A 25,083-nucleotide genomic window follows, 5' to 3' on the forward strand; every position below is an offset into this window, starting at 1 on the left:
GGTAGAGCGTGTCCTCTTCCATCTCCGCGCCCGAGGGCATCATCAACCCGCCGATCGACGAGCTCCTCGAGGCCACCGACTCGAAGTACAGCCTCGTGATCTACGCGGCCAAGCGGGCCCGCCAGATCAACGCGTACTACTCGCAGCTCGGCGAGGGTCTCCTCGAGTACGTCGGTCCTCTCGTCGACACCCACGTCCATGAGAAGCCGCTCTCGATCGCCCTTCGCGAGATCAACGCGGGGCTGCTGACGTCCGAGGCCGTCGAGGGCCCGGCGCAGTAAGTACTATTTGCAGCTTGACGCTGACTTTTCCACAGGCCCGGCAGGCCGACTGCCGGGCCTGTGGTGTGTCATGGAGTCGTACGGTGTGCCGGTTGCCGAGGTCCGGGGAGAGACGTGGACAAGCCGAAGGTCGTTCTGGGGGTCAGTGGCGGCATCGCCGCGTACAAGGCCTGTGAGCTGCTGCGGCGGCTGACGGAGTCGGGCCACGACGTGCGCGTGGTGCCCACCGCCTCCGCGCTGCACTTCGTCGGCGCCGCCACCTGGTCCGCCCTCTCCGGGAACCCGGTCTCCACCGAGGTGTGGGACGACGTGCACGAGGTCCCGCACGTCCGCATCGGACAGCACGCCGACCTGGTCGTCGTCGCCCCCGCCACCGCCGACATGCTCGCCAAGGCGGCCCACGGCCTCGCCGACGACCTCCTGACCAACACCCTGCTCACCGCCCGCTGCCCGGTCGTCTTCGCCCCCGCCATGCACACGGAGATGTGGGAGCACCCGGCCACCCAGGAGAACGTGGCGACGCTGCGCCGCCGTGGCGCCCTCGTCATCGAACCGGCCGTGGGCCGTCTCACCGGCGTCGACACCGGCAAGGGCCGGCTGCCCGACCCCAACGAGATCTTCGAGGTCTGCCGCCGGGTGCTGGCCCGGGGCGTGACCGAGCCCGACCTGAAGGGCCGGCATGTCGTGGTCAGCGCCGGCGGAACCCGCGAGCCCCTGGACCCCGTCCGGTTCCTCGGCAACCGCTCCTCGGGCAAGCAGGGCTACGCCCTCGCCCGCACCGCGGCCGCCCGCGGCGCCCGCGTCACGCTGATCGCGGCCAACAGCGCCCTGCCCGACCCGGCCGGCGTGGACGTCGTCCCTGTGGGCACCGCCGTGCAGCTGCGCGAGGCGGTGCTGAAGGCCTCCGCCGACGCAGACGCGGTGGTCATGGCGGCGGCGGTGGCGGACTTCCGCCCGGCGGTGTACGCGGCCGGGAAGATCAAGAAGAAGGACGACCAGGAGCCCGAGCCGATCACCCTGGTGCGGAATCCGGACATCCTCGCGGAGATCTCCGCCGAGCGCGCCCGCCCCGGCCAGGTGATCGTCGGCTTCGCGGCGGAGACCGACGACGTGCTCGCCAACGGCCGCGCGAAGCTCAAGCGCAAGGGCTGCGATCTGCTGGTGGTGAACGAGGTCGGGGAGAGCAGAACCTTCGGTTCCGAGGAGAACGAGGCCGTCGTCCTCGGCGCCGACGGCAGCGAGACCGCGGTGCCGCACGGCCCCAAGGAAGCCCTGGCCGAAACCGTATGGGGCCTGGTGGCCGAGCGCCTCCGCTGATGTTTCAGTCGCCCTGCGCCCCCGTGAAACCCGGCCGATCGGGGCGTGGCGCCTCTGGCCAACGCAGCTCGGCATTGGGCAGAATGCCCGTGCCGCAGGTCACAGCACTCCCGAGTGTCGAGACGGGGGGACCGTGGCCGAAGCGTGACCGATAAACTGTTCCACGGACGGCGCCGGGTGCAGCCCCCGCCGTCCGCCAATGATCAGCCAGCAGCCGCTGCAACCCCAGGGAGCGTTGTGTCCCGTCGCCTGTTCACCTCGGAGTCCGTGACCGAGGGTCACCCCGACAAGATCGCTGACCAGATCAGCGACACCATTCTCGACGCGCTGCTCCGCGAGGACCCCACCTCCCGGGTCGCCGTCGAGACCTTGATCACGACCGGCCTGGTGCACGTGGCCGGCGAGGTCACCACCAAGACGTACGCGGACATCGCGACGCTGGTCCGGAGCAAGATCCTCGAAATCGGCTACGACTCCTCCAAGAAGGGCTTCGACGGCGCCTCCTGCGGCGTCTCGGTGTCGATCGGCGCGCAGTCCCCGGACATCGCCCAGGGCGTGGACACGGCGTACGAGTCCCGTGTCGAGGGTGACGAGGACGAGCTCGACAAGCAGGGCGCGGGCGACCAGGGCCTGATGTTCGGCTACGCGACGGACGAGACGCCGACGCTGATGCCGCTGCCGATCTTCCTGGCGCACCGCCTGTCGAAGCGCCTGTCCGACGTGCGCAAGAACGGGACCATCCCGTACCTGCGCCCGGACGGCAAGACGCAGGTCACCATCGAGTACGACGGCGACAAGGCCGTCCGCCTGGACACCGTCGTGGTCTCCTCGCAGCACGCCTCCGACATCGACCTCGACTCGCTCCTGGCTCCGGACATCAAGGAGTTCGTCGTCGACCCGGAGCTCAAGGCGCTGCTCGACGAGGGCATCAAGATCGACACGGAGAACTACCGCCTCCTGGTCAACCCCACCGGCCGCTTCGAGATCGGCGGCCCGATGGGTGACGCCGGCCTGACCGGCCGCAAGATCATCATCGACACCTACGGCGGCATGGCCCGCCACGGCGGCGGCGCCTTCTCCGGCAAGGACCCGTCCAAGGTCGACCGCTCCGCGGCGTACGCCATGCGCTGGGTCGCCAAGAACGTGGTCGCCGCGGGTCTCGCCACCCGCTGCGAGGTCCAGGTGGCGTACGCCATCGGCAAGGCCGAGCCGGTCGGTCTGTTCGTCGAGACCTTCGGCACCGCCAAGGTCGACACGGAGAAGATCGAGAAGGCGATCGACGAGGTCTTCGACCTCCGTCCGGCCGCCATCATCCGCGACCTCGACCTGCTCCGCCCGATCTACTCCCAGACGGCGGCGTACGGCCACTTCGGCCGTGAGCTTCCCGAGTTCACCTGGGAGCGGACGGACCGCGTGGACGCGCTGCGCAAGGCCGCGGGGCTGTAAGTCCCGGCAAGGCGGCGGGGCCACAGGCCCGGCGCCGCCGCGCTGCCTCGCGAGGCCCGGCACCCTTCGGGGCGCCGGGCCTCGTCGTGCGTCCGGTGTGCGGGCGACGGGTACTCGGGGGCCGCCGGATGTCAGTGGCGTTTGGTAAGAATGCAAGCGTGAGCAGCGAGAACGGACAGGCGGGCGGCGGCGCGGAAGGTGCGCCGCCCGAGCAGCTCGCGCTCATCCGGGAGAATGTGCGAAAGGCCAAGACGCCCCGGGCCAAGCCGCGGACCTGGCGGGGGGCCGCGCTCGCCAAGGACCTGCCCGTCGCGCGGGTGCTCGTCGACAAGGGCGTGCTCCATCTCGACCGGTACTTCGACTACGCCGTGCCCGAGGAACTGGACGAGCAGGCCCAGCCCGGCGTGCGGGTGCGGGTCCGGTTCGGGGCCGGGCGACACCGGGTGCGGGACGGGCGGCGCGAGGGCGGCGGGCTGATCGACGGGTTCCTCGTCGAGCGGCTGGCCGAGTCCGACTACTCCGGGCCGCTGGCCGCCCTCGCCCAGGTCGTGTCGCCCGAGCGGGTGCTGAGCGAGGAACTGCTCGGGCTGGCCCGCGCGGTCGCCGACCGGTACGCGGGCAGCCTCGCCGACGTCCTGCAACTCGCGGTGCCGCCGCGCAACGCCCGGGCCGAGCAGCGACCCTCGCCCGCACCGCTGCCGCCGCCCCCGGCGCCCGAGGCGGGCTCCTGGCAGCGGTACGAGCGGGGAGCGGCCTTCCTGGAGTCGCTGGCCTCCGGCGCCGCGCCCCGGGCCGTGTGGAACGCGCTGCCCGGCCCGGAGTGGAGCGAGGAGCTGGCCCGGGCCGTCGGGGCGACGCTGGCCTCCGGTCGCGGGGCGCTCGCCGTCCTGCCCGACGGGCGGGCGGTCGCGCGGGTCGACGCCGCCCTGACCGCTCTGCTGGGGGAGGGGCGGCACGCGGTGCTCACCGCCGACGCGGGGCCCGAGAAGCGGTACGCGCAGTGGCTCGCGGTCCGGCGGGGCGCCGTACGGGCCGTGATCGGGACCCGGGCCGCGATGTTCGCACCGGTCCAGGACCTCGGGCTGGCCGCCATCTGGGACGACGGGGACGACAGCCACAGCGAGCAGCACGCCCCGCAGCCCCACGCACGTGAGGTGCTGCTGCTGCGGGCCGCCCAGGACAAGTGCGGCTTCCTCCTGGGCAGCTGGGGCTGCACGGTGGAGGCCGCGCAGCTCGTCGAGAGCGGGTGGGCCCGTCCGCTGGTCGCCGGGCGCGACCAGGTACGCGCCACCGCTCCGCTCGTCCGCACCGTCGGGGACGGGGACCTCGCACGAGACGAGGCCGCCCGGGCCGCCCGGCTGCCGACCCTCGCCTGGCAGGTCGTCAGGGAGGGCCTGCGGCACGGTCCGGTGCTGGTGCAGGTGCCAAGGCGGGGATATGTGCCGCGCATGGCGTGCGCCAACTGCCGGGCGCCGGCGCGGTGTCGGCACTGCTCAGGGCCGCTGGAAACGCGGGACGGCGGCGCGTTGTGCTGCGGGTGGTGCGGTCGTGAGGAGAACGGCTGGCACTGCCCGGAGTGCGGTGCGTTCCGGCTGCGCGCCTCGGTGGTGGGCGCGCGGCGGACCGCCGAGGAACTCGGACGGGCCTTCCCCGCCGTCCCGGTGCGGACCTCGGGCCGTGAACACGTGCTCGACACCGTGCCGGGGGCGCCCGCGCTGGTGGTGAGCACGCCGGGGGCCGAGCCCGTCGCCGAGGGCGGATACGCGGCGGCGCTGCTGCTGGACGGGTGGGCCATGCTCGGGCGGCCCGATCTGCGGGCCGGGGAGGACGCGTTGCGGCGGTGGATCGCGGCCGGGTCGCTCGTCCGGCCGCAGCCGGCCGGCGGCACGGTGGTGGTCGTGGCCGAGCCGACGCTGCGGCCCGTCCAGGCGCTCGTGCGATGGGACCCCGTCGGTCACGCGGTGCGGGAACTCGCCGAGCGGGCCGAGCTGGGGTTTCCGCCGGTGTCGCGGATGGCCGCCGTGTCGGGGCCGGCGGAGGCGGTGGCGGAGTTCCTCCGTGCGGCCGAGCTGCCGCCGGAGGCCGAAGTGCTGGGGCCGGTGCCGTTGCCCGTGCCCCCGGCGGGCCGACCGCGGCGGGCCGGGGCGCCGCCGCCCGGGGAGCAGTGGGAGCGGGCGTTGGTCCGGGTGCCGCCGGGGAAGGGGGCGGCGCTGGCCGCCGCACTGAAGGCCGCGCAGGCCGCGCGGATGGCGCGGGGGAGCGGGAGCGGGAGCAGCGGCGGGAGTGGGGTCTGGGTGCGGATCGATCCGGCGGACATCGGGTGAGCCACTGCCGGGGTCCGGCGGGGCGGCTTTCGCAGGACACCGAGACGGCAGCGTCCGGATACGTCGCTGCCCTCCCGGAGGTGCTCCGGGAGGGCAGGGGACAGGGGGGTGGCTCAGCCGTTGCGGGGCCCGGGGAAGGCCGTCGGCCTCGCCTCGTCGCGGAGGGCCGGGCTGCCCGCCGTCGGCTGGGTGGGCATGGAGCGGGCCGCCGGGACCGTGGGGAGGCCGGTGTTCACACTGACCGTGCGGGGGCCCGACGACTCCGGTGTGCGCTCCGCCTCGGCCGCGGCCGGCTGGGCCGTGGCCCGGCGTGCGCCGTAACGGCGGTGGACCGCCTGTTTGGTGACTCCGAGCGCGGAGCCCACCGCGTCCCACGAGAAGCCGAGTGAGCGGTCGAAGTCCACGGCCGCCGTGACCAGGGTCTCGACACTGTCCCGCAGCTCCTGGGCGAGACGTACCGTCGGGGCGGGGGCGCGTCCGTAGACGACGAAGCCCGTGGAGGGGCCGGAGCGGCGCGGGCGGTAGACGTTGCCCAGCTGGGCGGTGAGTGTGCGCAGTGCGTCCACCTGCCGGCGGACCCGCTCGATGTCCCGCACCAGCAAGTGCAGGCTGGCCCGAGCCTGGGCGTCGTGGGTTGCGTGGTCGGCCATGAACAAGCCTCTCGAACCGGCGTTGAAAGGAATGGGCCGCGATCGCGGCCCGTTGTGGTCAACTCTGTCTTGACCAACGCGGATTCGCTCCGCGGGTCACGGGGTGGGGGCGTGGGAGCATGTGCGTGCGCCTGTTTGCGCGGGGCGTGCGCCTCGGCCTTTGGCCTTCGGCCTTTGGTCTTCGGCCTTCGGCTTTGTTCTCCCACCCGCGCGCACCCGTAACTCTCCGCCGAGTGGCCCGGCTCTCCCGGTGGGGGCCGAGCACCGTCGGCGGCTTTCCGTTCCGGGCTCATAGACTTGGGCGTTGCCCGTCACCGACCCCCGTCCGAGAGGCCCCCACCACCCCATGAAGCTCGTCTTCGCCGGTACACCCGAGGTCGCCGTTCCCGCTCTGGACGCTCTTCTCGCCTCTGAGCGGCACGAGGTGGCCGCTGTCGTCACGCGGCCCGACGCACCGGCCGGGCGGGGGCGCAGGCTCGTCGCGTCGCCCGTCGCCGAGCGGGCGGAGGAGGCCGGCATCGAGGTGCTGAAGCCCGCGAAGCCGAGGGACCCCGAGTTCCTGGAGCGGCTGCGGGAGATCGGACCGGACTGCTGCCCCGTCGTCGCCTACGGCGCGCTGCTGCCCCGGGTCGCCCTCGACGTCCCCGCGCACGGCTGGGTCAATCTGCACTTCTCCCTGCTGCCTGCCTGGCGCGGTGCCGCGCCCGTGCAGCACGCCATCATGGCCGGGGACGAGATCACCGGGGCTTCCACCTTCCTGATCGAGGAGGGGCTCGACTCGGGGCCGGTGTACGGGACGGTCACCGAGGAGATCCGGCCCACCGACACCAGCGGGGATCTGCTGACGCGGCTGGCCTTCGCCGGTGCCGGGCTGCTCGCGGCGACCATGGACGGGATCGAGGACGGCACGCTGAAGGCCGTACCGCAGCCGGCCGACGGTGTCAGCCTGGCCCCGAAGGTCAACGTCGAGGACGCCCACATCGACTGGAGCGCGCCCGCGCTGCGCGTCGACCGGATGGTGCGGGGCTGCACTCCGGCTCCCGGCGCCTGGACCACGTTCCGCGGTGAGCGGCTCAAGCTCATCCAGGTCACCCCCGTGCCGGACCGGACGGACCTCGCCCCGGGACAGATCTCCGCCGGGAAGAACAACGTGTACGTCGGCACCGGGTCGTACGCCGTCGAGCTGCTCTGGGTGCAGGCCCAGGGCAAGAAGCCGATGCGGGCAGCGGACTGGGCCCGCGGGGTGCGGATCACCGAGGGCGAGCGGCTCGGGGGCTGACGCGGCGACACGTCCGGGGCGGCGTAGGCTGGACGGCGCACTTCTTCTCACACCCGGAGCACCTTTTTCGTGAGCGACCAGCCCCGTCGGCCCCGTACGTCCGGCAAGCCCTACCGGCGGCCCAAGAAGGACCCCGTCCGCATCCTCGCCTTCGAGGCGCTGAGGGCCGTGGACGAGCGGGACGCCTACGCCAACCTCGTTCTCCCGCCCCTGTTGCGCAAGGCGCGGGAGAAGGAGGGACCCGAGAAGTTCGACGCCCGTGACGCGGCGCTCGCCACCGAGCTGGTGTACGGCACGCTGCGGCGGCAGGGGACGTACGACGCGGTCCTCTCGGCCTGCGTGGACCGGCCGCTGGGAGAGGTCGACCCGCCGGTGCTGGACGTGCTGAGCGTCGGCGCGCATCAGCTGCTCGGGACGCGGATCCCGACGCACGCGGCCGTGTCCGCCACTGTCGAGCTCGCCCGGGTCGTGCTCGGCGACGGGCGCGCCAAGTTCGTCAACGCCGTGCTGCGGAAGGTCGCGCAGCACGATCTGGACGGCTGGCTGGAGCGGGTCGCGCCGCCCTACGACGACGATCCGGAGGACCATCTCGCCGTGGTCCACTCGCATCCGCGGTGGGTCGTGTCGGCGCTGTGGGACTCCCTCGGCGGCGGTCGCGCCGGCATCGAGGACCTGCTGCGCGCCGACAACGAGCGGCCCGAGGTCACCCTGGTGGCGCGGCCCGGGCGGGCCACCGCCGAGGAACTGCTCGAAGAGGACGCCGCCGTGCCGGGGCACTGGTCGCCGTACGCCGTGCGGCTGACCGAGGGCGGTGAGCCGGGCGCCGTCGCGGCCGTACGGGACGGACGTGCGGGCGTGCAGGACGAGGGCAGCCAGCTCGTGGCGCTCGCCCTCGCGGGCGCACCGCTGGACGGGCCCGACCGGCGGTGGCTGGACGGGTGTGCGGGGCCCGGTGGCAAGGCCGCGCTGCTCGGTGCCCTCGCGGCCCAGCGGGGCGCGCTGCTCGTCGCCTCCGAGAAGCAGACTCACCGCGCCGGGCTCGTGGCCAGGGCGCTGGAGGGGAACCCCGGGCCGTACCAGGTGATCGCCGCGGACGGGACGCGTCCGGCCTGGCGGCCCGGCAGCTTCGACCGCGTGCTGGTCGACGTGCCGTGCACCGGGCTCGGTGCCCTGCGGCGCCGCCCAGAGGCACGCTGGCGGCGCCGGCCGGAGGACCTGGAGGGGTTCGCGCCGTTGCAGCGCGGCCTGCTGCGCACCGCCCTGGAGTCGGTGCGGGTCGGCGGTGTCGTCGGCTACGCGACCTGCTCGCCGCACCTCGCCGAGACCCGGGCCGTCGTCGCCGACGTGCTCAAGCAGCACCCGGAGACCGATCTCCTCGACGCCCGTCCGCTGCTGCCCGGCGTACCGGACTTGGGAGAGGGGCCCGACGTGCAGCTGTGGCCGCATCTGCACGGGACCGACGCGATGTACCTGGCCCTCATTCGCCGGACCGGCTGACTCCCATTACGGCCAAGAGCATTACTCGGGTTCCTACCGGTCCTCGACGGCCTCACCAAGCCCTGAAGCCATACACCGCACATACCGTTTCCTGCGCCCGGCGCCACGCCGATGGGGTTCCCGTCCCTATCCCAGTCGCGCCGCGGGGGGCCGGGCCGTCGGACTCAGCGCCCGCAGTGCTCACTCTCCCCGCGCCCCCGCCTGCCGGCGACGGCGCGCAGGAGGGAACGGCTCAGCCCGCCGGCCGCAGGATCCCGCCGACGCCGGCGGCGAAGCACGCCGCGAGAACCTTCGCCGTCGCCATCACCTCGGCCGGGATGTCCGAGGGTGAGTGATCTCGCTCTTCGAAGCCGTCAGTTGCTTGACGCAACGTGTAAAATTCGCAGCATGCTGGGCCGAACATACGACAGTCAACTGTGCTCCATCGCCAGGACTCTGGAGGTCGTGGGCGAGCGCTGGACCTTGCTGATCATTCGCGACGCGCAGCTTGGCCTGCGCCGGTTCGAGGAATTTCAGGACAGCCTCGGTATCGCCCGCAATGTACTCACCAACCGCCTCTCCAAGCTGGTCGACGACGGGCTGCTGGAGCGGGTCTGTTACCAGGAGCGGCCTGCCCGCTATGAGTACCGGCCGACGAGCAAGGCCAAGGACCTGCTCACCGCAGTGCTTTCTTTGATGCATTGGGGCGATGAGTACGTCGGCGATCCGGCCGGCCCTCCGCGGATCACGAGCCATGTGGGATGCGGAGGTAACGTGCGGGAACAGCTCGTGTGCACCCACTGCGGACAGGTGGTGGGCCCGGACGCCGTTCATCTGCTTCCCGGCCCGGCACTCACCGACTCGCCGGCCTGACATCCGAACGTTCTTCGGCGGACTCGCCGCTACGAGCTTTGGCTTTGCCGACGCCGCGGTGAGCCGGCCTTCTTCCGTCTTCGTGGCGGAAGCGGTGGTGTGCGGCCGACCGGATGGCGAACTCCAGCGGCATCTCCCACCCCTGCCCGCAGGGCGTGAACCGCCGGAGCCCACCCTCCTGCCGCTGCCGTAGCTGCGAGTGGCGCAGCTCGACCGGCAAGTTGCTTCACGAAACTCTGGGCGTCTAGAGTTCGAGTTGCTTCATGAAACTCGCAAGCATCCCGCCCCCGTGAGGTGACGCTCGATGGCCAGGAACAAGCTCGAAGACCATCCCACCGTCGTCCAAGCCCGCCGACGCGACCGCACCGCCGCCCGGACCGCCGAGCCGCTGGACGCGTCGTGGCTGCGCCAGTTGTGTCTCGACGCAGGTGCGGACGACGTCGGCTTCGTCGAGATCGACCGGCCGGACATCGCCGACCAGCGAGAGGACCTGAGCGCCGCGCTGCCGGGTGTCCGAACGTTGATCAGCTTCGTGACCCGAATGAACCGGGAGAACATCCGCACTCCCGCGCGCTCGGTCGCCAACCTGGAGTTCCATCACACCGGCGACCACACCAACGAGGTCGGCCGGCATGTGGTGGGCGAGCTGGAAGCGATGGGCGTGCGCGCCATCAACCCCGCGATGGGTTTTCCGATGGAGATGGACAAGTTCCCCAGGAAGGCGTGGGTCGTCTCGCACAAGCCGGTCGCCGTGGCGGCGGGGCTCGGCAAGATGGGTATCCACCGCAACGTCATCCACCCGAAATTCGGCAACTTCATCCTGCTGGGCACGATCCTCATCGACGCCGAGGTCAGCGAATACACCCGGCCCATCGAGTACAACCCCTGCCTGGAATGCAAGCTGTGCGTGACGGCCTGCCCGACCGGGGCGATCGCCTCCGACGGTCACTTCAACTTCTCCGCCTGCTACACGCACAACTACCGCGAGTTCATGGGTGGCTTCGGTGACTGGGCCGAACAGGTCGCCGAAAGCCGCGACGCCCACGACTACCGTGCGCGAGTGAGCGACAGCGAGAGCGCCTCCATGTGGCAGAGCCTGTCCTTCGGCGCCAACTACAAAGCGGCCTACTGCATGTCGGTCTGCCCGGCCGGTGAGGACGTCATCGGCCCCTGGCTGGACAACCGCAAGGCGCATCTGACCCAGGTCGTGCGCCCGCTGATGGACAAGGAAGAGACCGTCTACGTCGTCCCGGGCTCCGACGCCGAGCAGCACGTGACCGACCGGTTCCCGAACAAGCGCACGAAGCAGGTGGCCATGAGCCTGCGAGCGAACAGCATCGACGGCCTGGTGGAAGGCCTGCCGCTGATCTTCCAGCGCGAACAGGCCAAGGACATGTCCGCCACCTACCACTTCACCTTCACCGGCGACGAGTCCCGGCAGATCACCGTGACCATCCGCGACCGCGAACTCGATGTCGCTGCCGGACATCACGGCGAGCCGGATCTCAGGATCACCGCCGACACCCGCACCTGGCTGCGTTTCCTCAGCAAGCCGTCGCTGTTGGCGTGGGCACTGGTGCGTCGCCAGATCAAGCTGCAGGGCCCACCCCGACTGCTGCGCGACTTCGGGCGCTGCTTCCCGTCCTGATCGGTCAGGAAAGAACCCATCTCAGGAAAGAACCCATCACCGCACATCACTGCGAGAAATGAAAGGCGGATCATGAGCACTCTCAGCACCGAGGTCGAGCTCGACCTCGTGTTGGAACGTAAGGAAACGATGGCCGAAGGCGTCGTGCTGCTGACGCTGCGCCACCCGGAGGGCCGTCCGCTGCCGGAATGGCAGCCGGGAGCGCATATCGATCTGGTACTGCGAGCCGACCTGGTCCGGCAGTATTCACTGTGCGGGGACCCGGGGGACCGGTCCCGCTTTCAGGTCGCGGTGCTGCGCGAACCGGAAAGCCGGGGCGGGTCGAGCCACGTGCACGACGTGCTCACGGAAGGTGAATCGGTGCGCATTCGCGGGCCACGCAACCACTTTCCGCTCGTGAAGTCCAAGAAATACCTGTTCATCGCGGGCGGAATCGGGATCACCCCCATCCTGCCCATGGTGGCAGCAGTCAACGCGACCCGCGCCGACTGGCGCCTCGTCTACGGGGGTCGCACCCGCGCTTCGATGGCGTTCGGAGAGACTCTGCAGCGAGCCTACGGAGACCGGGTGAGCCTGCGGCCGCAGGATGAATACGGGCTGCTGGACCTGCCTTCGCTGCTCGGCAAGCCGCAACGCAAGACAGCCGTCTACGCCTGCGGTCCGGAACCGCTGCTCGCGGCGGTCGAGGCCGGTTGCGAGAAGTGGCCGAGCGGATCTCTGCACCTGGAGCGCTTCGCCCCGAAGCAGGACCTCATCGCCGGGCCGCAGAGCAGCTTCGAGGTCGAGCTGGCCCAGTCCGGCAAGACCCTGCTGGTCTCTGAGGACATGTCCGTTCTTGAGACCGTCGAAGCCGCCGGTGTGCCGGTGATGACCTCTTGCGAGGAGGGAATCTGCGGAACCTGCGAGACGAAGGTGTTGTCCGGACAGATAGACCACCGCGACTCGGTCCTGGACGACCAGGAACGCGCCGCAGGCGACACCATGATGATCTGCGTCTCCCGGGCCAAGGGCAACCGCCTGGTCCTCGACCTCTGATCTGCTGCGGAGCATCGCGACACTCGGCCGGCAGTCACAGGCTCCAGATCCCGGGCTCTCGGGCGACTTGAGGTTGGCGTCCGCGCTGGAGGTGGTCGGGCCCGCGCCGTCGAGCTCGAAACCCCGTTCTGCGGGGACGCAGCCGCGCGCCTCCGGCGTCCGGAGTGACAGTTGCCGTCGTCTGGATCGACGGGACGGTGACGGAGGGGGAGGGTTCGTCGGCGTGCCCAACAGCCAGTGCGGTGCGGAGGTCGTCGTGAGGCTCAGGGCCATGGCCTTGGCAGGGCTTCAAGGCAGCGACCGCAGCAACCCCCGTCCGCCCGCGGAGACTCCTGCCGAAGACGGGGCGCGTCAGTGCATGCCGGCCGCGTCGAGCAGGGTGGCCACCGTGGGCGTGATCAGCCCGGTCAGTCTGTCGGCTCCGATCCCCGCGCGGGCGCTGGCGCCGTCGAAGACCAGGATCAGCTGCCGGGCCAGCAGGTCGGGATCGCTCGCCCTGCCCTGTTCGGCCTCGGCACGGAAGAAGGCTGTCAGGTTCGCCTTGACCCGGTGAGCCACCCGGCTCGCGGGGTGGTTCTGGTCTTTGAGCTCGATCTGAGCAGCCAGGTACCGACAGCCTTGGAAGTCGGGCGCACCCGCCTGCTCCTCCAACTGGGCGAAGACGTGCAGGATCCGCTCGTGGGGTGAGCGGCTGTCGTCCGCCGCGGGCAGGAGGGTCGCCACGAAGGCGGCGGAGCGCTCCTCCAAGCTCGCCGCGAGCAGTTCGTCCTTGCTCTCGAACAGCTGGTACAGGGAGCGCTTCGACACCCCTGCCGCCTTGCACAGCGTGTCGACGCCGATGATGACACCGTCTCGGTAGGTGAGCGTGGCTGCTGCCTCCAGCAGCCGCTCTCTGGTGCTTGGTTTCACTTCGGTGGTCATACCGCGAGGTTAACTCGATTACGACGAAATGAAAACCGATCGGTTTTCGACGCCTTTCCGGGGCGATCTTCGCGCCGCCCATGGTCGACCGACGTGACCACCAGCAGGCGTGGCGAACACGGCAAGGCGGGGGAGCGCACCGATCCCGGAGGCCGCGATGGCGCACACCGAGTACAGCCACAGCTGCGGCGGACAAAAGGCGTCCATCCCCGCTACCTGCGATGATCCGTGCCTTGAGGACACCGAATCATCGTAGGCAGCAGGGCGTTTCCCGCAGTCCACGCGTTGTGACCAGGGCGTATCCTCGGTGGGTTCGGGCTCAGTGGGCGATCACGGGCTCGCCCTCCGACGGCGCCAGAGCTGAATTCGGCATCAGGAGCGCCGTGAGTGCCGCGCCGACCACGAAGATCCCGGCGCCCCACGCCAGGGTGGCCGTGTAGCTCTCGACCCCGGCCTGGGCCACGGTCAGCGCGCCGGGCTTGTGTGAGGACAGGTAGTCGGTCGCGGCCGATGAGGCGACGGTGGTCAGCAGCGCCGTGCTGATCGAGCCGCCCACCTGCTGGCTGGTGTTGATCAGCGCCGAGGCGACGCCCGCGTCCTCGTGGTGCACGCCTGCGGTCGCACCCTGGAACGCGGTGGTCATCACCCCACCGATACCGAGACCCAACAGGATCATGCCCGGCATGATGTCGGCGACGTAGGTGCTGTTCAGCGTGAGCTGCGTCAGCAGGGCCATACCGGATGCGGAGACCAGGAAGCTGACGCTGACCACGACCTTCGGGCCGACCTTGGGCAGCAGCAGTGAAGGCACAGTGGTCGACGAGGCGACGATGCCGCCGACCATCGGCAGGAAGGACAGGCCGGCCTCGATCGGCGAGTAGCCGATGCTGGCCTCCAGGTAATAGGTCAGGAACAGGAAGATCGAGAACATCCCCATGCCCAGGACGAACACGGCCAGGAACGAACCGCCTCGGGTACGGTCCAGCACGACTCGCAGCGGCAGCAGCGGATGCGCGACCCGGAGCTCCAGCCATGCGAATACCGCTAGCAGCACCACGCCGCTGATCATGGAGCCGAGCGCGACCGGGTCGGTCCAGCTGGTGGATTCGACGTGCGCGAACCCGTAGACGATGCCGAACAGCGCGGCGCTCACCACGACGGTGCCAGGGATGTCGATCTTGGGGCGCTCGGTGACCGCGGCCTTGGCCAGCAACAGCAGCGCACCGGCCAACGCGACGCCCGCGAAAACGACGTTCACGTACATCACCCAGCGCCACGACGCCCATTCGGTGAGCATGCCGCCGAGCAGCAGTCCGACCGCGGCGCCCGCACCGGACAGCGCACTGAAGATGCCGAACGCCTTCGGCCTCTCGGCCGGGTCGGTGAAGGTCACGCTGAGCAGCGAGAGCGCCGCGGGCGCGAGCAGCGCGGCGAAGAGGCCCTGGGCCACGCGTGCCGCGACGAGTATTTCGAAGCTGCCGGCCGCGCCGCCGACGACGGATGCGGCCGCGAAACCGATCAGGCCGGTCACGAAGGTCGTACGTCGGCCGAACAGGTCACCGAGGCGGCCCCCGAGCAGCAGCAAGCTGCCGAACGCCAGGGCGTAACCCGTGATCACCCACTGCCGGCTGCCGTCACTGAAACCGAGGTCATGTTGCGCTTCGGGCAGCGCGATGTTCACGACGGTCGCATCGAGCGTGACCATGAGCTGCGCCACGCCCAGCACGACAAGCACCAACTCTTCCCTTTGTTGCTGGTCATAGGTGAGCACCGGTTGGAAACCGATCTGTTTCCGCATAGGGAAACAGATCGGTTTCATCGGCGCAAGTGAACGGGGGGCCTCTGACCTGTGAGTGATTCGACAACGCTGCCATGGCACCCGGGAGCCTTGAGGTGTCGCGCAGGTGGTCTGGTTGAGCGCATGGTGTCCGGCCCGGCGTAGGCCAGGTCGCCGATGTCATGCAAGGCCGGCGGCGGTGCACACCCGGGCTTCCATGCCGGAGTGGTGCAGCGCGTCCAGGAACCCCAACCCGATCAGACCGCTGGGTGCCACGAGAGCCACCTGAGTGCCGGCGCCGGGGGCTTGCCGCCTGGAAACCGATCGGTGTACGGTGCTGGAAACCGATCGGTTTCCGAGTCTCGTGGCCTACGGACAGCGGCACAGTGTCGGCCGGTCATCGCCGTTGATCGCCAAGCTGATGCAGAGATCAGCCCCGAACGTGCCGCGCCCGGCGCGCGCTGATCGCGTGCGTACTCAACCTCTGGAGTCAAAAACCATGTCTTCTCATGCCACCTCCACCATCTTCGTCATCGGCGGTACAGGTGCCCAAGGGATGCCCATCGTCCGCGCTCTTGTCGCAGACAAGAAGTACTCCGTCCGGGTCCTCACCCGGGATGCCACCTCCCCCCGGGCCCAGGAACTCCTCGCCCTCGGCAACGTCTCCATCCTTGAAGGGTCATTCGCCGACGAGGACGTGCTGCGCGAAGGATTTCGCAGCTGCGACGGGGCGTTCGTCAATATCGACGGGTTCAACACCGGCGAGAAAACCGAGACCTACTGGAACCATCCGCAGTTATGAGATCGCGATCGAAGAAGGAATCAAGTTCTTCGTCTACGGAAATCTCGACTACGCCCTCAAGAAGTCAGGCTATGACTCCAGGTTCCGCACCGGCCACTATGACGGCAAAGGCCGCATGGCTGAATGGGTGCTGTTCCAGAACGAAAAGAACAGGGACCGGATGGGAGCGGCGGTCTTCACGTCAGGTCCCTACATCGAGATGGTGATCTCGCCGCTCACGCCCATGACGCCCAGTATCGAGGACGGTGTCGTCACGTGGCGAGTCCCGCTGGGTGAGGGAGCTGTTCCGCACGTGGCGCTCGAAGACTGCGGATTCTATGTCCGCTGGCTCTTCGATCACCCGGAGCGGGCCAATGGCATGGACCTCGAAGTCGCCATCGAGCACATGACGTATGCCGATATGGCTGCGGCATTCGAGAAGGTCACCGGGCATCCTGCGCAGTACATCGACACGGATCTGGAAACATATTGGAACAGTCCAGACCTGAAGAATATTGCTGATCATCCTGCCGGATACAATGCCGACCCCAACGACAAGAGCACGATGAGCTTCCGTGACAATTTCACGGGCTTCTGGAATGTGTGGAAGCACGGAATCATCACCAGGGACTACGCCCTGCTCGACGAAATCCACCCCAACAGGATCCGAAGCGCTGAGGAGTGGTTCCGCCGGGAAGACCAGTTGGGCAGGGAACTCGGCAAGGGAAGTCTCTGGGAGAGGGTTCAGCCGGAGAACTGGACCATGGACTCCGCGGTCCTCAAGAGCAGCGCGGATTTCAGGACGGGAAAGTTGTAGACGGACGCGCTCGGCGCGGCCCACGGCCCGTCCAAAGGTGGACGCACTGGTAGACCTGCCGCCCATGGTCCTCGCCGACCTGCTCGGCATCCACCCCAAGACAGCCGAACGCTGGGCCACCCTCGCCGGCGGGAACTGGCCCGAGTGCTTGGCAGCGCGACGGTCCGCCCTGCAGGGCCAATGCCTCGGGCTCCTCCGGGCGGCTGTCATCGCTGGCGTCCTGCGTGCGGCTCTCCGGCGTGACCAAACCGCTCCAGGCCGCCATTGGTAAGTGGATCGACTTGCCTTACGGGTGGTGCGGGAGTTACTTTCCCATGGTGAGTCCATCGACTTACCTTCGACTCGGCAAGGAACAGTGACCATGAATCGTCTTGCGGGCAAGCGCGCCCTCATCACCGGCGGCACGAGCGGGATCGGTCTGGAGACCGCGCAGCGTTTCATTGCGGAGGGGGCCGACGTGCTGGTCACGGGCGTGACCCCGGCCAGCATCGACAGAGCGCGGCAGATCCTCGGGGAGAAGGTGCCGGTGGTGCAGGCCGACGCACGCGATCTCGATGCGCAGCGCGGCCTGGCCAAGCAGGTGGGTGAGCACTTCGGGGAGCTGGACGTGGCCTTCCTGAACGCCGGCGTCTCGGACTGGCGGCCGTTCGAGGACCACACGGAGGACAGCTACGACCGGCTCTTCGACATCAACGTCAAGAGCGTCTTCTTCCTCACGCAGGCCCTGGTGCCCGTGCTGGCCAACCCGTCCTCGGTCATCCTCAACGCGTCCAACAGCGCGCACGGCGGCTACGGGAATTCGAACGCCTACGCCGCGACAAAGGCGGCTCTGGGCTCCCTGATGCGGTCGTGGAACGCGGACCTGCTCAGGTCGCACGGCATCCGGTTCAACGCGGTCAGCCCCGGCCCGGTGGACACCCCGCTGTACTCCGCCTCCAAGCTCGGGATCGAGGACCCCGCGCAGCAGACGGCGGTTCTGGACGCGATCAGCTCCAGCATCCCGCTGGGTCGCATGGGCACGCCCGAGGAGGTCGCGGAAGCCGTCGTGTACCTGGCCTCCGATGCCTCCGCCTTCGCTGTGGGCCAGGACCTTATCCTGGACGGAGGCCAGACCGTCCTCTGACAGCGAGGATGCGGCCGGGAGACGGGCGAGGGGCGTGGGTATGTCGGTGGCGGACCGTGACCGAGCGGAAAGCGGTGGCGCTGCGTGCCAGACCGGGTATCACGCACAGATCAAAGAGGAGAACCGCGCGCGCATCATCCGCGCCGCCCGCGACCTCTTCCTCGCCCGGGGATACGACAAGACCTCCCTCGCCCAGATCGCCAAGGAGGCCCGCGTCTCCACCGGCACCCTCTTCAAGCGGTACCCCACCAAGGCTGCGCTGTTCGCGGCCGTCACCTCCGAACAGTGGCAGCTGGACGTGGAGTACGCCGCGCCGCCCCCGCCCGGTGATCCCCGGTACGGTCTGGACCACATCGGCCGCGACTACGCCTGCCTGGTCGCACGGCCGGGCACGGCGGCGCTGTGCCGCCTCATCATCACCGAGCTGCCCCAGATGCCGGAACTCGCCGACATCGTCGGCACCGGCTTCGCCATCGACCGCGGACCCTTCTTCGACCGGCTCCGCGACTACCTCGACGCCGAAGCACAGGCCGGCACACTCGACTTCCGTGCGGCCGACGGACAGCCGCAGTCGGCATCCGCAGTGGCCGAACAGTTCCTCGGCATGATCTGCAGCCAGTTCCTGTGGCCTCAGCTCGTACGGACCGACTTCGTCCCGCCCAACCCCACCGACGCCGCGATCGTGGACGAAGCCGTCGCCCTCATGCTCAGCCGCTACAGCACCGGATCCTGAACCCCGGACTACCGGTTGACGCTGCCAGGACCCCGAAACGCCGCCCTACCGGTACAGGTGCAAGTGGCCTCCCGGTACTGCCGGCGTGCGCCAGTCCGCGCCGGCGCCGAACGCGGCCACCGCTGGCGCAATCCGCTCTGGCGAAACACCGACGGCTCACTGGCCGCCTGGTAGACACACCCAGCACCACCAGCCAGCCCGACGCGGGGAGCTCAGGACGACGAGGGCCTCGTGTCGTCGTGCCGCTTCGTCCAGGGCGGCCGAGAACGCGGCGGCCCCTTCGGGGGTGGGCAGTTAGCCGACGAGGACGGTCATACCGGTTCCTTGCTGTGTCGGGGGTCGGCTCTGCGGTTGCGCCAGATCGCCCGGGCGGCCGGCACCAGCGCGACGGCGAGGAAGAGCGCGAACAGCGTTCCCGAGATCGGGCGGGTGAGGAAGCCCCCGGGGTTGCCTTCGAAGAGCAGCAGTGAGCGGCGGAGCGAGCTTTCCAGGAGTGATCCGAGGACGAAGGCGAGGACGAGTGGGCCGGGGTCGAATCCGAGTTTCTTCATGAGGTATCCGAGGACGCCGAAGAAGACCACGAGTCCGATGTCGAACACGCTGTTGTTGACGGTGTAGGCGCCGATGAGGGTGATGAGGACGGTGAGAGGGGCGAGGATGCTCGGGCGCACGCGCAGGATGCGTACGAACAGGCCTACGAGCGGGATGCTCATGATGAGCAGAAGGATGTTCCCGATGTACATCGAGTTCACCACGCCCCAGAACAGCTCGGGGTGCTCGGTGACGAGCTGGGGGCCGGGGGTGATGCCCTGGATCAGGAGGGCGCCGAAGATGACCGCCATGGTGGCGTTGGCGGGTATGCCGAGGGACAGCAGCGGGATGAACGAGGATGTGGCGGCTGCGTTGTTGGCGGTCTCGGGTGCGGCGACACCTTCGACGGCGCCGCGGCCGAAGCGCTCCGGGGTGCGTGATCGGCGTTTTTCCAGGGCATAGGCGGCGAGCGAGGCGAGGACCGCGCCGCCACCGGGGAGAATGCCGAGGATGAAGCCGATGACGCCGCCTCTGCCGATCGCGCCGGAGGACTGGCGCAGGTCGGAGCGGCTGGGCCAGACGTTGCCGACCTTGGTGGGGGCGTGGGCTGCGCGGTGGCGTTCTTCCAGGGTGTAGAGGATCTCGCCCAGGCCGAAGAGGCCCATGGCGATGGGGACGAAGTCCAGGCCGTCCGCGAGTGACAGGCTGTCGAAGGTGAACCGTTCGGCGCTGGTGAAGCCGTCCCGGCCGACGGTGGCGAGCAGCAGGCCGACGGCGGCGGCGATGAGGGCTTTGAGCATGCCGCCGCCTGAGACGGTGGCCACCAGCAGGATGCCGAGCAGCGCCAGCATCGTGTATTCGGGTGGGCCGAAGTCCAGGGCGAATTCGGCGACCAGAGGGGCGACCAGGCTGAGGGCGATGATGGCGAGGGTGCCGCCGACGAAGGAGCCGATGGCGGCGATGCCCAGGGCGGTGCCGGCTTTGCCCTGGCGGGCGAGGGCGTGTCCGTCGAAGACGGTGACGACGGAGGATGCTTCACCGGGAAGGCGCAGCAGTACGGAGGTGATGGTGCCGCCGTACTGGGCGCCGTAGAAGATGCCTGCCAGCATGATGATCGCGGTGACGGGTTCGAGGCCCAAGGTGATCGGAAGCAGGATGGCTATGGTGGCGGCTGGTCCCAGACCGGGCAGGACGCCGATCAGCATGCCGATGACGACACCGATGAGGCAGTACAGCAGGTTGGTCGGCTCCAGGACGACGGCGAAGCCGTTGACCACGGGGGACACGTCCAACGCTCCTCCCGAACGTGTGGTGGTGTGCGGTCAGAACAGGTGCGGGATGGTGACCTTCAGCGCGCCGACGAACAGGGCGTAGAACGCGCAGGTGGCGGCGAGGCTGACGACGATGGAGGTCCGCAGGCTCTCCCGGCCCAGGATCCGTAGCCAGAAGAAGGCCAGGAGGGCTGTGGGGATCTCGAAGCCGATCACGCTGATGACCGCTACGTAGGCCACCATGGTCCCGACCGCCACGACCACCAGGAAGCTGGTGCGGGTGAACTGCTCGGCGTCGTCCATGCGTCGGGCAGCGGCGGCCAGGAGCACGCCGAGAATGATCAGTGCTGCGCTCACCAGGGCCGGCCAGGTGCCGGGCCCGGGTTTCGAGGGACTGCCTATGCCCAGGTGCAATGCCCCGGCGAGCGCCGCGCCGCCGAGAACCACGACGACTGTGGCCGTGACGAGGTTGGTCACCATGCCCGCTGCCGGAGGCCGGGTGTCGTCGGAGGGTTCGCCGGCGGTCGACGGGGTCTCGGTGGACATGGTCCTCAGTTCCCGCTCATGTCGATCTGGTACTCGTCGGCGAGGGCACGGTACTTCTCCAGCGAACCGGTCCACTGCTTGAGCAGTTCGGCGCCCTCGACCTCGTTGGGTGTGAGCAGCCGCCGAGTGTTGAAGTCCTGGTACTTCTTGTCCTCGAAAGCCTTGCGGAACGCCGTCCGCAGCCGGTCGACAACCTCCTTGGGAGTGCCCTTAGGTGCGACGACGGCACGCGACTGCTGCACCGGGACGTCGTAGCCGGCCTCGACCGCGGTGGGGATGTCGGCCATGTACGTGGGCCGCTTCTCCGCGAAGGTGACGAGAGGGGTGATCTTCCCGGCCTTGATCTGGGGCTGGGCCTCACCGAGCTGGATCGAGGCGACGTCGACCTGACCGCCCAGGACGGCGGTGAGTGCGGGAGCTCCGCCGTCGAACGGCACGGCGGTCGCCTTCACCTTCGCCTGGGAGAACAGCAGCGCCTGGCTGAGGTGGCTGCCCGTGCCGACGCCGGTCGTACCGTACTTGACCGAGCGGCCGGCGTCGGCGATGTCCTTGACCGTCTTGAAACCGGACTTGGGGCCCGCGACCAGGACGTAGTCGTCCTGGGACAGGCCGGTGATGACTTCGTAGTCGTTGATGTCGACGGCTTCGTCGGCGGATACGGCCAAGGGCGTGATGTAGGCCAGCGAGCCCACGAAGAGCATGATGGTGTGGCCGTCGGCCTTGGCGCCGGCCAGTTCCTTGGCGGCGACGGCGCCGTTGGCGCCGGGCTTGTTGGCAACGGTGATGGTCTCGTCGAGGTCGGCGGCGGCAGGTTCGGCGGCCGCGCGGGCGATGAGGTCGGTGCTGCCGCCGGGGTCCTGCCCCACGAGCAGGGTGATGGCCCTGTCCGGGAACGAGGCTTCGTCCTTGGAGCCCTCATCCCCGACGTTGCCACCGCAGCCGGGCAGCGCGATCACGGCGGCGAACACAGCGACCGCGGCCATGCGGCGGTGAAACCGAAGCCTGGTGTGCATGAGCGTCTCCCTCAAGCGAGTTGGGTGGAGATGTGATCTGGGTCTCGCTCCGCGGTGTCGCGCAGCCTATGACCGCCCGTCATGCCTGTCCAACTCCGTTAGCGCATGGGCTGATACCTTCCTTGCATGACGTATACCTTGGGGCAATTGCGGGGATTCGTCGCTGTTGCCGAGGAACTTCACTTCGGCCGGGCGGCGGCACGACTGCGCATGACCCAGCCGCCGCTGAGCCGTCAGATCCAGAAGCTCGAAGCGGCCGTTGACGTGCAGCTCCTCGAGCGGGACAAGCAGCATGTGGCTCTCACGCCGGCCGGTGAGGCGTTCTTGGTGGAGGCCAGACGCATCCTGGCGATCGCCGAGGCCGCCCCGGACCTGGCCCGCCGTATCCACTCGGGTTCCCGTGGCGTGGTGCGGCTCGGCTTCACCGCCGCGTCGACCTTCGGCATGCTCGGCCGCATCCTCAACCGGCTGGAGCAGAGCCTGCCGGAGGTCCGCATCGAGCTGTTCGAGATGGTGACGCGCGAGCAGATCGCCGCCCTCGCCGGTGAGGACATCGACCTCGGGCTCGCCCGCCCGCCCTTCGACTCCGAACACTTCGACTCGCGCCTGATCCAGAAGGAGGCGCTGTTGCTGGCGGTGCCCGCCGGGCACCGGCTGTGCGGCCTGGACCGGCCCGCTCGCGCCGACGACCTGACCGGCGAACCGCTGATCTTCCACTCGCAGCGCAAGGCCCGGTACTTCTACGACCTGATGGTCAGCATGGTCCCGCTGGCCCAGGAACGGGTGGTGCACAGCGTGAGTCAGATCCTCACCATGCTGTGGCTGGTCTCCGCCGGGCGGGGTGTCGCCTTCGTGCCCGCCTCCGCCACCTTGCTCGGCATTCCCCATGTCGCGTTCATCCCGCTGGCCACGCATGTGCCCCGACCTGTGGAGCTGCATCTGCTGTGGCCGCGGCGTTCACGCAATCCCGCCCTCGCGCAGGTGCTGGCCGCGCTTGAGGACCTGGCCCCGCGGGAGCACCCGAGCGGGCCGGTGATTTCGCCCCGTGCCGGCGAGACGACCGATACCGAAGCGGCATCACACAATGCGTAAGCACTCTTGGACAGGCATCATGGCCGCTCTTACCGTGGCGGCGTGACGCTGACTCCCCCTGCTGAACTCGCCCGCCAATTGACCACCGGCCTGCTCTCCTTCCCTGTGACGCACTTCGATGACCAGGGCGCCTTCGACGAGATCGGGTATCGCGACCATCTCGCATGGCAAGCCGACTTCGACGTCGCCGGGCTGTTCGCCGCCGGCGGCACCGGCGAGGGCTTCTCGCTCACCTCGCAGGAGATCGACGACGTCGTGCGCAGCGCCGTCGACGAGGTCGGATCCCGTGTGCCGGTCATCGCCCCGGCCACCGGCGGCACCGCCCAGGCGACCGCTCACGCCGTCGCCGCGCAGCACGCCGGCGCGGCCGGCATCCTGCTGATGCCGCCCTACCTCACCGAGGCCAGCCAGGCCGGGCTCATCGCGCACATCAGCTCGGTCTGCCAGGTGACCGACCTCGGCGTCATCGTCTACAGCCGGGCCAACGCGGTGCTGGAGGACGACACAGTCGCCGAACTGGCGGAGCGCAACCCCAACTTCATCGGCCTGAAGGACGGCGTCGGCGACATCGAGCGCATGACCCGCACGTACGCCAAGGTCGGCGACCGCCTCATCTACATCGGCGGCCTGCCGACCGCCGAGACCTTCGCATTGCCCCTGCTGCAGCTGGGCGTGAACACCTACTCCTCGGCGATCTACAACTTCGTCCCGCATTTCGCCCTGCGGTTCTTCGAGGCGGTCCGCGCCCAGGACAAGGACTCCGTCTACGGGATGATCAACGACTTCATCATCCCCTACATCGACATCCGCAACCGCGCCCGAGGCTACGCGGTCTCCATCGTCAAAGCCGGCCTCACCGCCGTCGGGCGCGACGGCGGGCGGGTCAGACCGCCGCTGACCGACCTGACCATCGAGGAGCGCGAGGAACTCGCCGCACTGATCGAGAAGATCAATCGGACGTCATGAACGCGAAGACACCCACCGTCGTCCCCGTCGCGGAACTCCTGGGCCAAGGACGCAGGCGGGCCAGCGTCCCCATCCTCGGCTACCTGTTCTACATCGGCGACCGTCGGCAGACCGACCTGCCCTACCCTCGCGACACCCCGATCGAGGGTGACCACAGCGGTTTCGGGGCGGGCCGTCACACGACAGCGTTCAGCAGGTCGGCCAGCACGTCGGGCCGTTCCAGGGCGATGAAGTGGCCGGCCTTCGGCACCTGCGTGAAGTCGGCGGCGGGCAGCAGCTTCTTGTTGGCCTCCCGGTCCGAGGGGCGGGACCAGTCCTTTTCCCCGTAGACGAGGTGGATGGGTGCCTTGACCTCGGGGTAGCGCGAGCGGGCCGCGATGAGGCTGGGCAGGGCCTGATACACGCCCCGGGCGACGGTCGGGTAGCCGGGGCGCCGGCCCACCTGGAGCAGCTCGTCCACGTAGTCCTCGCGCAGTGTGCTCTTGTCGCCCAGGCCGCCCTGGAGGATCTTGGTGAGGGCGGGCTTGGGCTCCACTCCGGCGATCACCGGGCCCACCCCGGGGGCGAGGACTCCGCTGACCACGACGCGGGCGAGGAGGCTGGAGCGGGCGATCCCGCCGCGGAAGTCGTAGGTGTTGACCGCGACGACGCGCCGGACGCGCTCGGGGAGATCGGCTGCGGTGGTCAGGGCGAGCACCGCCCCCATGGACTCGCCGACCAACGTCACGTCGTGCAGGTCGAGTTCGGTGAGGAGGCGTTCCACACCCGCTCGCATGGCCGGCTCGTCGTAGGAGGCGCCGGGCACGATCTCGGAGTAGCCCATTCCCGGCAGATCGAGGGCGTAGACGGTGTAGTGGTCCGCGATCAGCGGGATGAGGGAGCGGAAGTGCTCGGCCTGGGTGCGCACGGTGTGCAGCAGGACCACGGGGGCACCGGTGCCTGCCTTGAGGTAGCGCAGGGTCCCCTCGTGACTGTGTCGTCCTGCGCGCGGGGCGATGGTGTGGCTGCTGGTCGCCGGGATGTGGATCGTGGGATGCGGTTCCTGGCTGGTCATCTCGCCGACTCCTTGTGCGTGAACTGCGAATGAGTGAGGGGCCTACGGTCCCCGCTGTGGTCCGCGACCTACTTGGCCGGCTTGGCGTACAGCTCTTCCACCAGCGCCCCAGAAGGGGAAACCGTTCGG

Annotated in this window: 22 protein-coding genes; 15 read left to right on the top strand and 7 right to left on the bottom strand. The window is 69.4% G+C overall.

Annotated features, from left to right (window positions below):
- Positions 1–8 precede the first annotated feature (8 nt).
- The 4 genes from rpoZ (at position 9) to ACH4G3_RS33755 (ending at position 5,368) form a co-directional block, all read left to right on the top strand.
- Positions 9–281 carry a DNA-directed RNA polymerase subunit omega gene (gene rpoZ / locus ACH4G3_RS33740; RefSeq protein WP_003988945.1) on the top strand — a complete coding sequence of 91 codons (273 nt, stop codon included), beginning with the start codon at positions 9–11 and terminating at the stop codon, positions 279–281.
- Between the two features lie 114 nt (positions 282–395).
- A complete protein-coding gene (gene coaBC / locus ACH4G3_RS33745; RefSeq protein WP_397628036.1) occupies positions 396–1,598 on the top strand; it encodes a bifunctional phosphopantothenoylcysteine decarboxylase/phosphopantothenate--cysteine ligase CoaBC in 1,203 nt (400 codons plus the stop codon).
- A gap of 237 nt (positions 1,599–1,835) precedes the next feature.
- Complete coding sequence (metK, locus tag ACH4G3_RS33750; protein WP_243381336.1) at positions 1,836–3,044, top strand: methionine adenosyltransferase; 1,209 nt, start codon at positions 1,836–1,838, stop codon at positions 3,042–3,044.
- A gap of 158 nt (positions 3,045–3,202) precedes the next feature.
- Positions 3,203–5,368 (top strand): primosomal protein N', encoded by a 2,166-nt coding sequence (locus ACH4G3_RS33755; RefSeq protein WP_397628037.1) that lies wholly within the window; start codon positions 3,203–3,205, stop codon positions 5,366–5,368.
- A gap of 113 nt (positions 5,369–5,481) precedes the next feature.
- On the opposite strand, the gene ACH4G3_RS33760 is transcribed toward ACH4G3_RS33755, so the two are convergent.
- The gene (locus ACH4G3_RS33760; protein WP_397628038.1) at positions 5,482–6,018 is read right to left on the bottom strand and encodes a hypothetical protein; all 537 of its coding nucleotides are present in this window, start codon (positions 6,016–6,018) and stop codon (positions 5,482–5,484) included.
- 346 nt (positions 6,019–6,364) lie between these two features.
- On the opposite strand from ACH4G3_RS33760, the gene fmt reads away from it, so the two are divergent.
- The 5 genes from fmt to ACH4G3_RS33785 all read left to right on the top strand — a co-directional run bounded on the left by fmt (position 6,365) and on the right by ACH4G3_RS33785 (position 12,329).
- Entirely contained in the window at positions 6,365–7,297 is a 933-nt protein-coding gene (fmt, locus tag ACH4G3_RS33765; RefSeq protein ID WP_397628141.1) for a methionyl-tRNA formyltransferase, read from the top strand.
- A 69-nt stretch (positions 7,298–7,366) separates the two neighbouring features.
- Positions 7,367–8,794, top strand: a complete 1,428-nt coding sequence (locus tag ACH4G3_RS33770) for an RsmB/NOP family class I SAM-dependent RNA methyltransferase (RefSeq protein WP_397628039.1) — start codon at positions 7,367–7,369, stop codon at positions 8,792–8,794.
- A 387-nt stretch (positions 8,795–9,181) separates the two neighbouring features.
- Complete coding sequence (locus tag ACH4G3_RS33775; RefSeq protein WP_397628040.1) at positions 9,182–9,646, top strand: winged helix-turn-helix transcriptional regulator; 465 nt, start codon at positions 9,182–9,184, stop codon at positions 9,644–9,646.
- Positions 9,647–9,950: 304 nt separating this feature from the next.
- Positions 9,951–11,294: an SCP2 sterol-binding domain-containing protein gene (locus tag ACH4G3_RS33780; RefSeq protein WP_397628041.1), complete on the top strand. Its 1,344-nt coding sequence runs from the start codon at positions 9,951–9,953 to the stop codon at positions 11,292–11,294.
- 72 nt (positions 11,295–11,366) lie between these two features.
- Positions 11,367–12,329, top strand: a complete 963-nt coding sequence (locus tag ACH4G3_RS33785) for a PDR/VanB family oxidoreductase (RefSeq protein ID WP_397628042.1) — start codon at positions 11,367–11,369, stop codon at positions 12,327–12,329.
- A gap of 351 nt (positions 12,330–12,680) precedes the next feature.
- Here the strand turns inward: ACH4G3_RS33785 and ACH4G3_RS33790 are convergent, their stop codons facing one another.
- A complete protein-coding gene (locus tag ACH4G3_RS33790) occupies positions 12,681–13,250 on the bottom strand; it encodes a TetR/AcrR family transcriptional regulator (RefSeq protein WP_397628043.1) in 570 nt (189 codons plus the stop codon).
- Positions 13,251–13,569: 319 nt separating this feature from the next.
- Entirely contained in the window at positions 13,570–15,048 is a 1,479-nt protein-coding gene (locus ACH4G3_RS33795) for an MFS transporter (protein ID WP_397628044.1), read from the bottom strand.
- A gap of 313 nt (positions 15,049–15,361) precedes the next feature.
- Here ACH4G3_RS33795 and ACH4G3_RS33800 point away from each other — a divergent pair, with 313 nt between their 5' ends.
- The 4 genes from ACH4G3_RS33800 to ACH4G3_RS33815 all read left to right on the top strand — a co-directional run bounded on the left by ACH4G3_RS33800 (position 15,362) and on the right by ACH4G3_RS33815 (position 18,481).
- Complete coding sequence (locus tag ACH4G3_RS33800; RefSeq protein ID WP_397628045.1) at positions 15,362–15,829, top strand: NmrA family NAD(P)-binding protein; 468 nt, start codon at positions 15,362–15,364, stop codon at positions 15,827–15,829.
- 19 nt (positions 15,830–15,848) lie between these two features.
- Positions 15,849–16,625: an NmrA family NAD(P)-binding protein gene (locus tag ACH4G3_RS33805; protein ID WP_397628142.1), complete on the top strand. Its 777-nt coding sequence runs from the start codon at positions 15,849–15,851 to the stop codon at positions 16,623–16,625.
- A 361-nt stretch (positions 16,626–16,986) separates the two neighbouring features.
- Positions 16,987–17,748 carry an SDR family oxidoreductase gene (locus tag ACH4G3_RS33810; protein ID WP_397628046.1) on the top strand — a complete coding sequence of 254 codons (762 nt, stop codon included), beginning with the start codon at positions 16,987–16,989 and terminating at the stop codon, positions 17,746–17,748.
- 40 nt (positions 17,749–17,788) lie between these two features.
- A complete protein-coding gene (locus ACH4G3_RS33815; RefSeq protein WP_397628047.1) occupies positions 17,789–18,481 on the top strand; it encodes a TetR/AcrR family transcriptional regulator in 693 nt (230 codons plus the stop codon).
- A gap of 311 nt (positions 18,482–18,792) precedes the next feature.
- Here ACH4G3_RS33815 and ACH4G3_RS33820 read toward each other — a convergent pair whose 3' ends face one another.
- From ACH4G3_RS33820 to ACH4G3_RS33830, 3 genes are read right to left on the bottom strand one after another with little or no spacing between them, the layout of a single operon-like run.
- A complete protein-coding gene (locus tag ACH4G3_RS33820) occupies positions 18,793–20,298 on the bottom strand; it encodes a tripartite tricarboxylate transporter permease (protein WP_397628048.1) in 1,506 nt (501 codons plus the stop codon).
- A gap of 36 nt (positions 20,299–20,334) precedes the next feature.
- On the bottom strand, positions 20,335–20,829 hold the full coding sequence (locus tag ACH4G3_RS33825; protein ID WP_397628049.1) for a tripartite tricarboxylate transporter TctB family protein: 495 nt from the start codon (positions 20,827–20,829) through the stop codon (positions 20,335–20,337).
- 5 nt (positions 20,830–20,834) lie between these two features.
- Entirely contained in the window at positions 20,835–21,842 is a 1,008-nt protein-coding gene (locus ACH4G3_RS33830) for a tripartite tricarboxylate transporter substrate binding protein (protein ID WP_397628050.1), read from the bottom strand.
- 126 nt (positions 21,843–21,968) lie between these two features.
- Between ACH4G3_RS33830 and ACH4G3_RS33835 the strand changes: the two genes are divergently transcribed.
- Together ACH4G3_RS33835 and kdgD are read left to right on the top strand one after the other, a co-directional pair.
- Positions 21,969–22,934, top strand: coding sequence for a LysR family transcriptional regulator (locus tag ACH4G3_RS33835; RefSeq protein WP_397628051.1), 966 nt, complete (start codon positions 21,969–21,971; stop codon positions 22,932–22,934).
- Positions 22,935–22,976: 42 nt separating this feature from the next.
- Positions 22,977–23,900, top strand: coding sequence for a 5-dehydro-4-deoxyglucarate dehydratase (gene kdgD / locus ACH4G3_RS33840; RefSeq protein WP_397628052.1), 924 nt, complete (start codon positions 22,977–22,979; stop codon positions 23,898–23,900).
- A gap of 175 nt (positions 23,901–24,075) precedes the next feature.
- Here kdgD and ACH4G3_RS33845 read toward each other — a convergent pair whose 3' ends face one another.
- Entirely contained in the window at positions 24,076–24,954 is an 879-nt protein-coding gene (locus tag ACH4G3_RS33845; RefSeq protein WP_397628053.1) for an alpha/beta fold hydrolase, read from the bottom strand.
- Positions 24,955–25,083 lie beyond the last annotated feature (129 nt).

This window comes from Streptomyces afghaniensis (assembly GCF_044327915.1).
Taxonomy (GTDB): Bacteria; Actinomycetota; Actinomycetes; order Streptomycetales; family Streptomycetaceae; genus Streptomyces; species Streptomyces afghaniensis.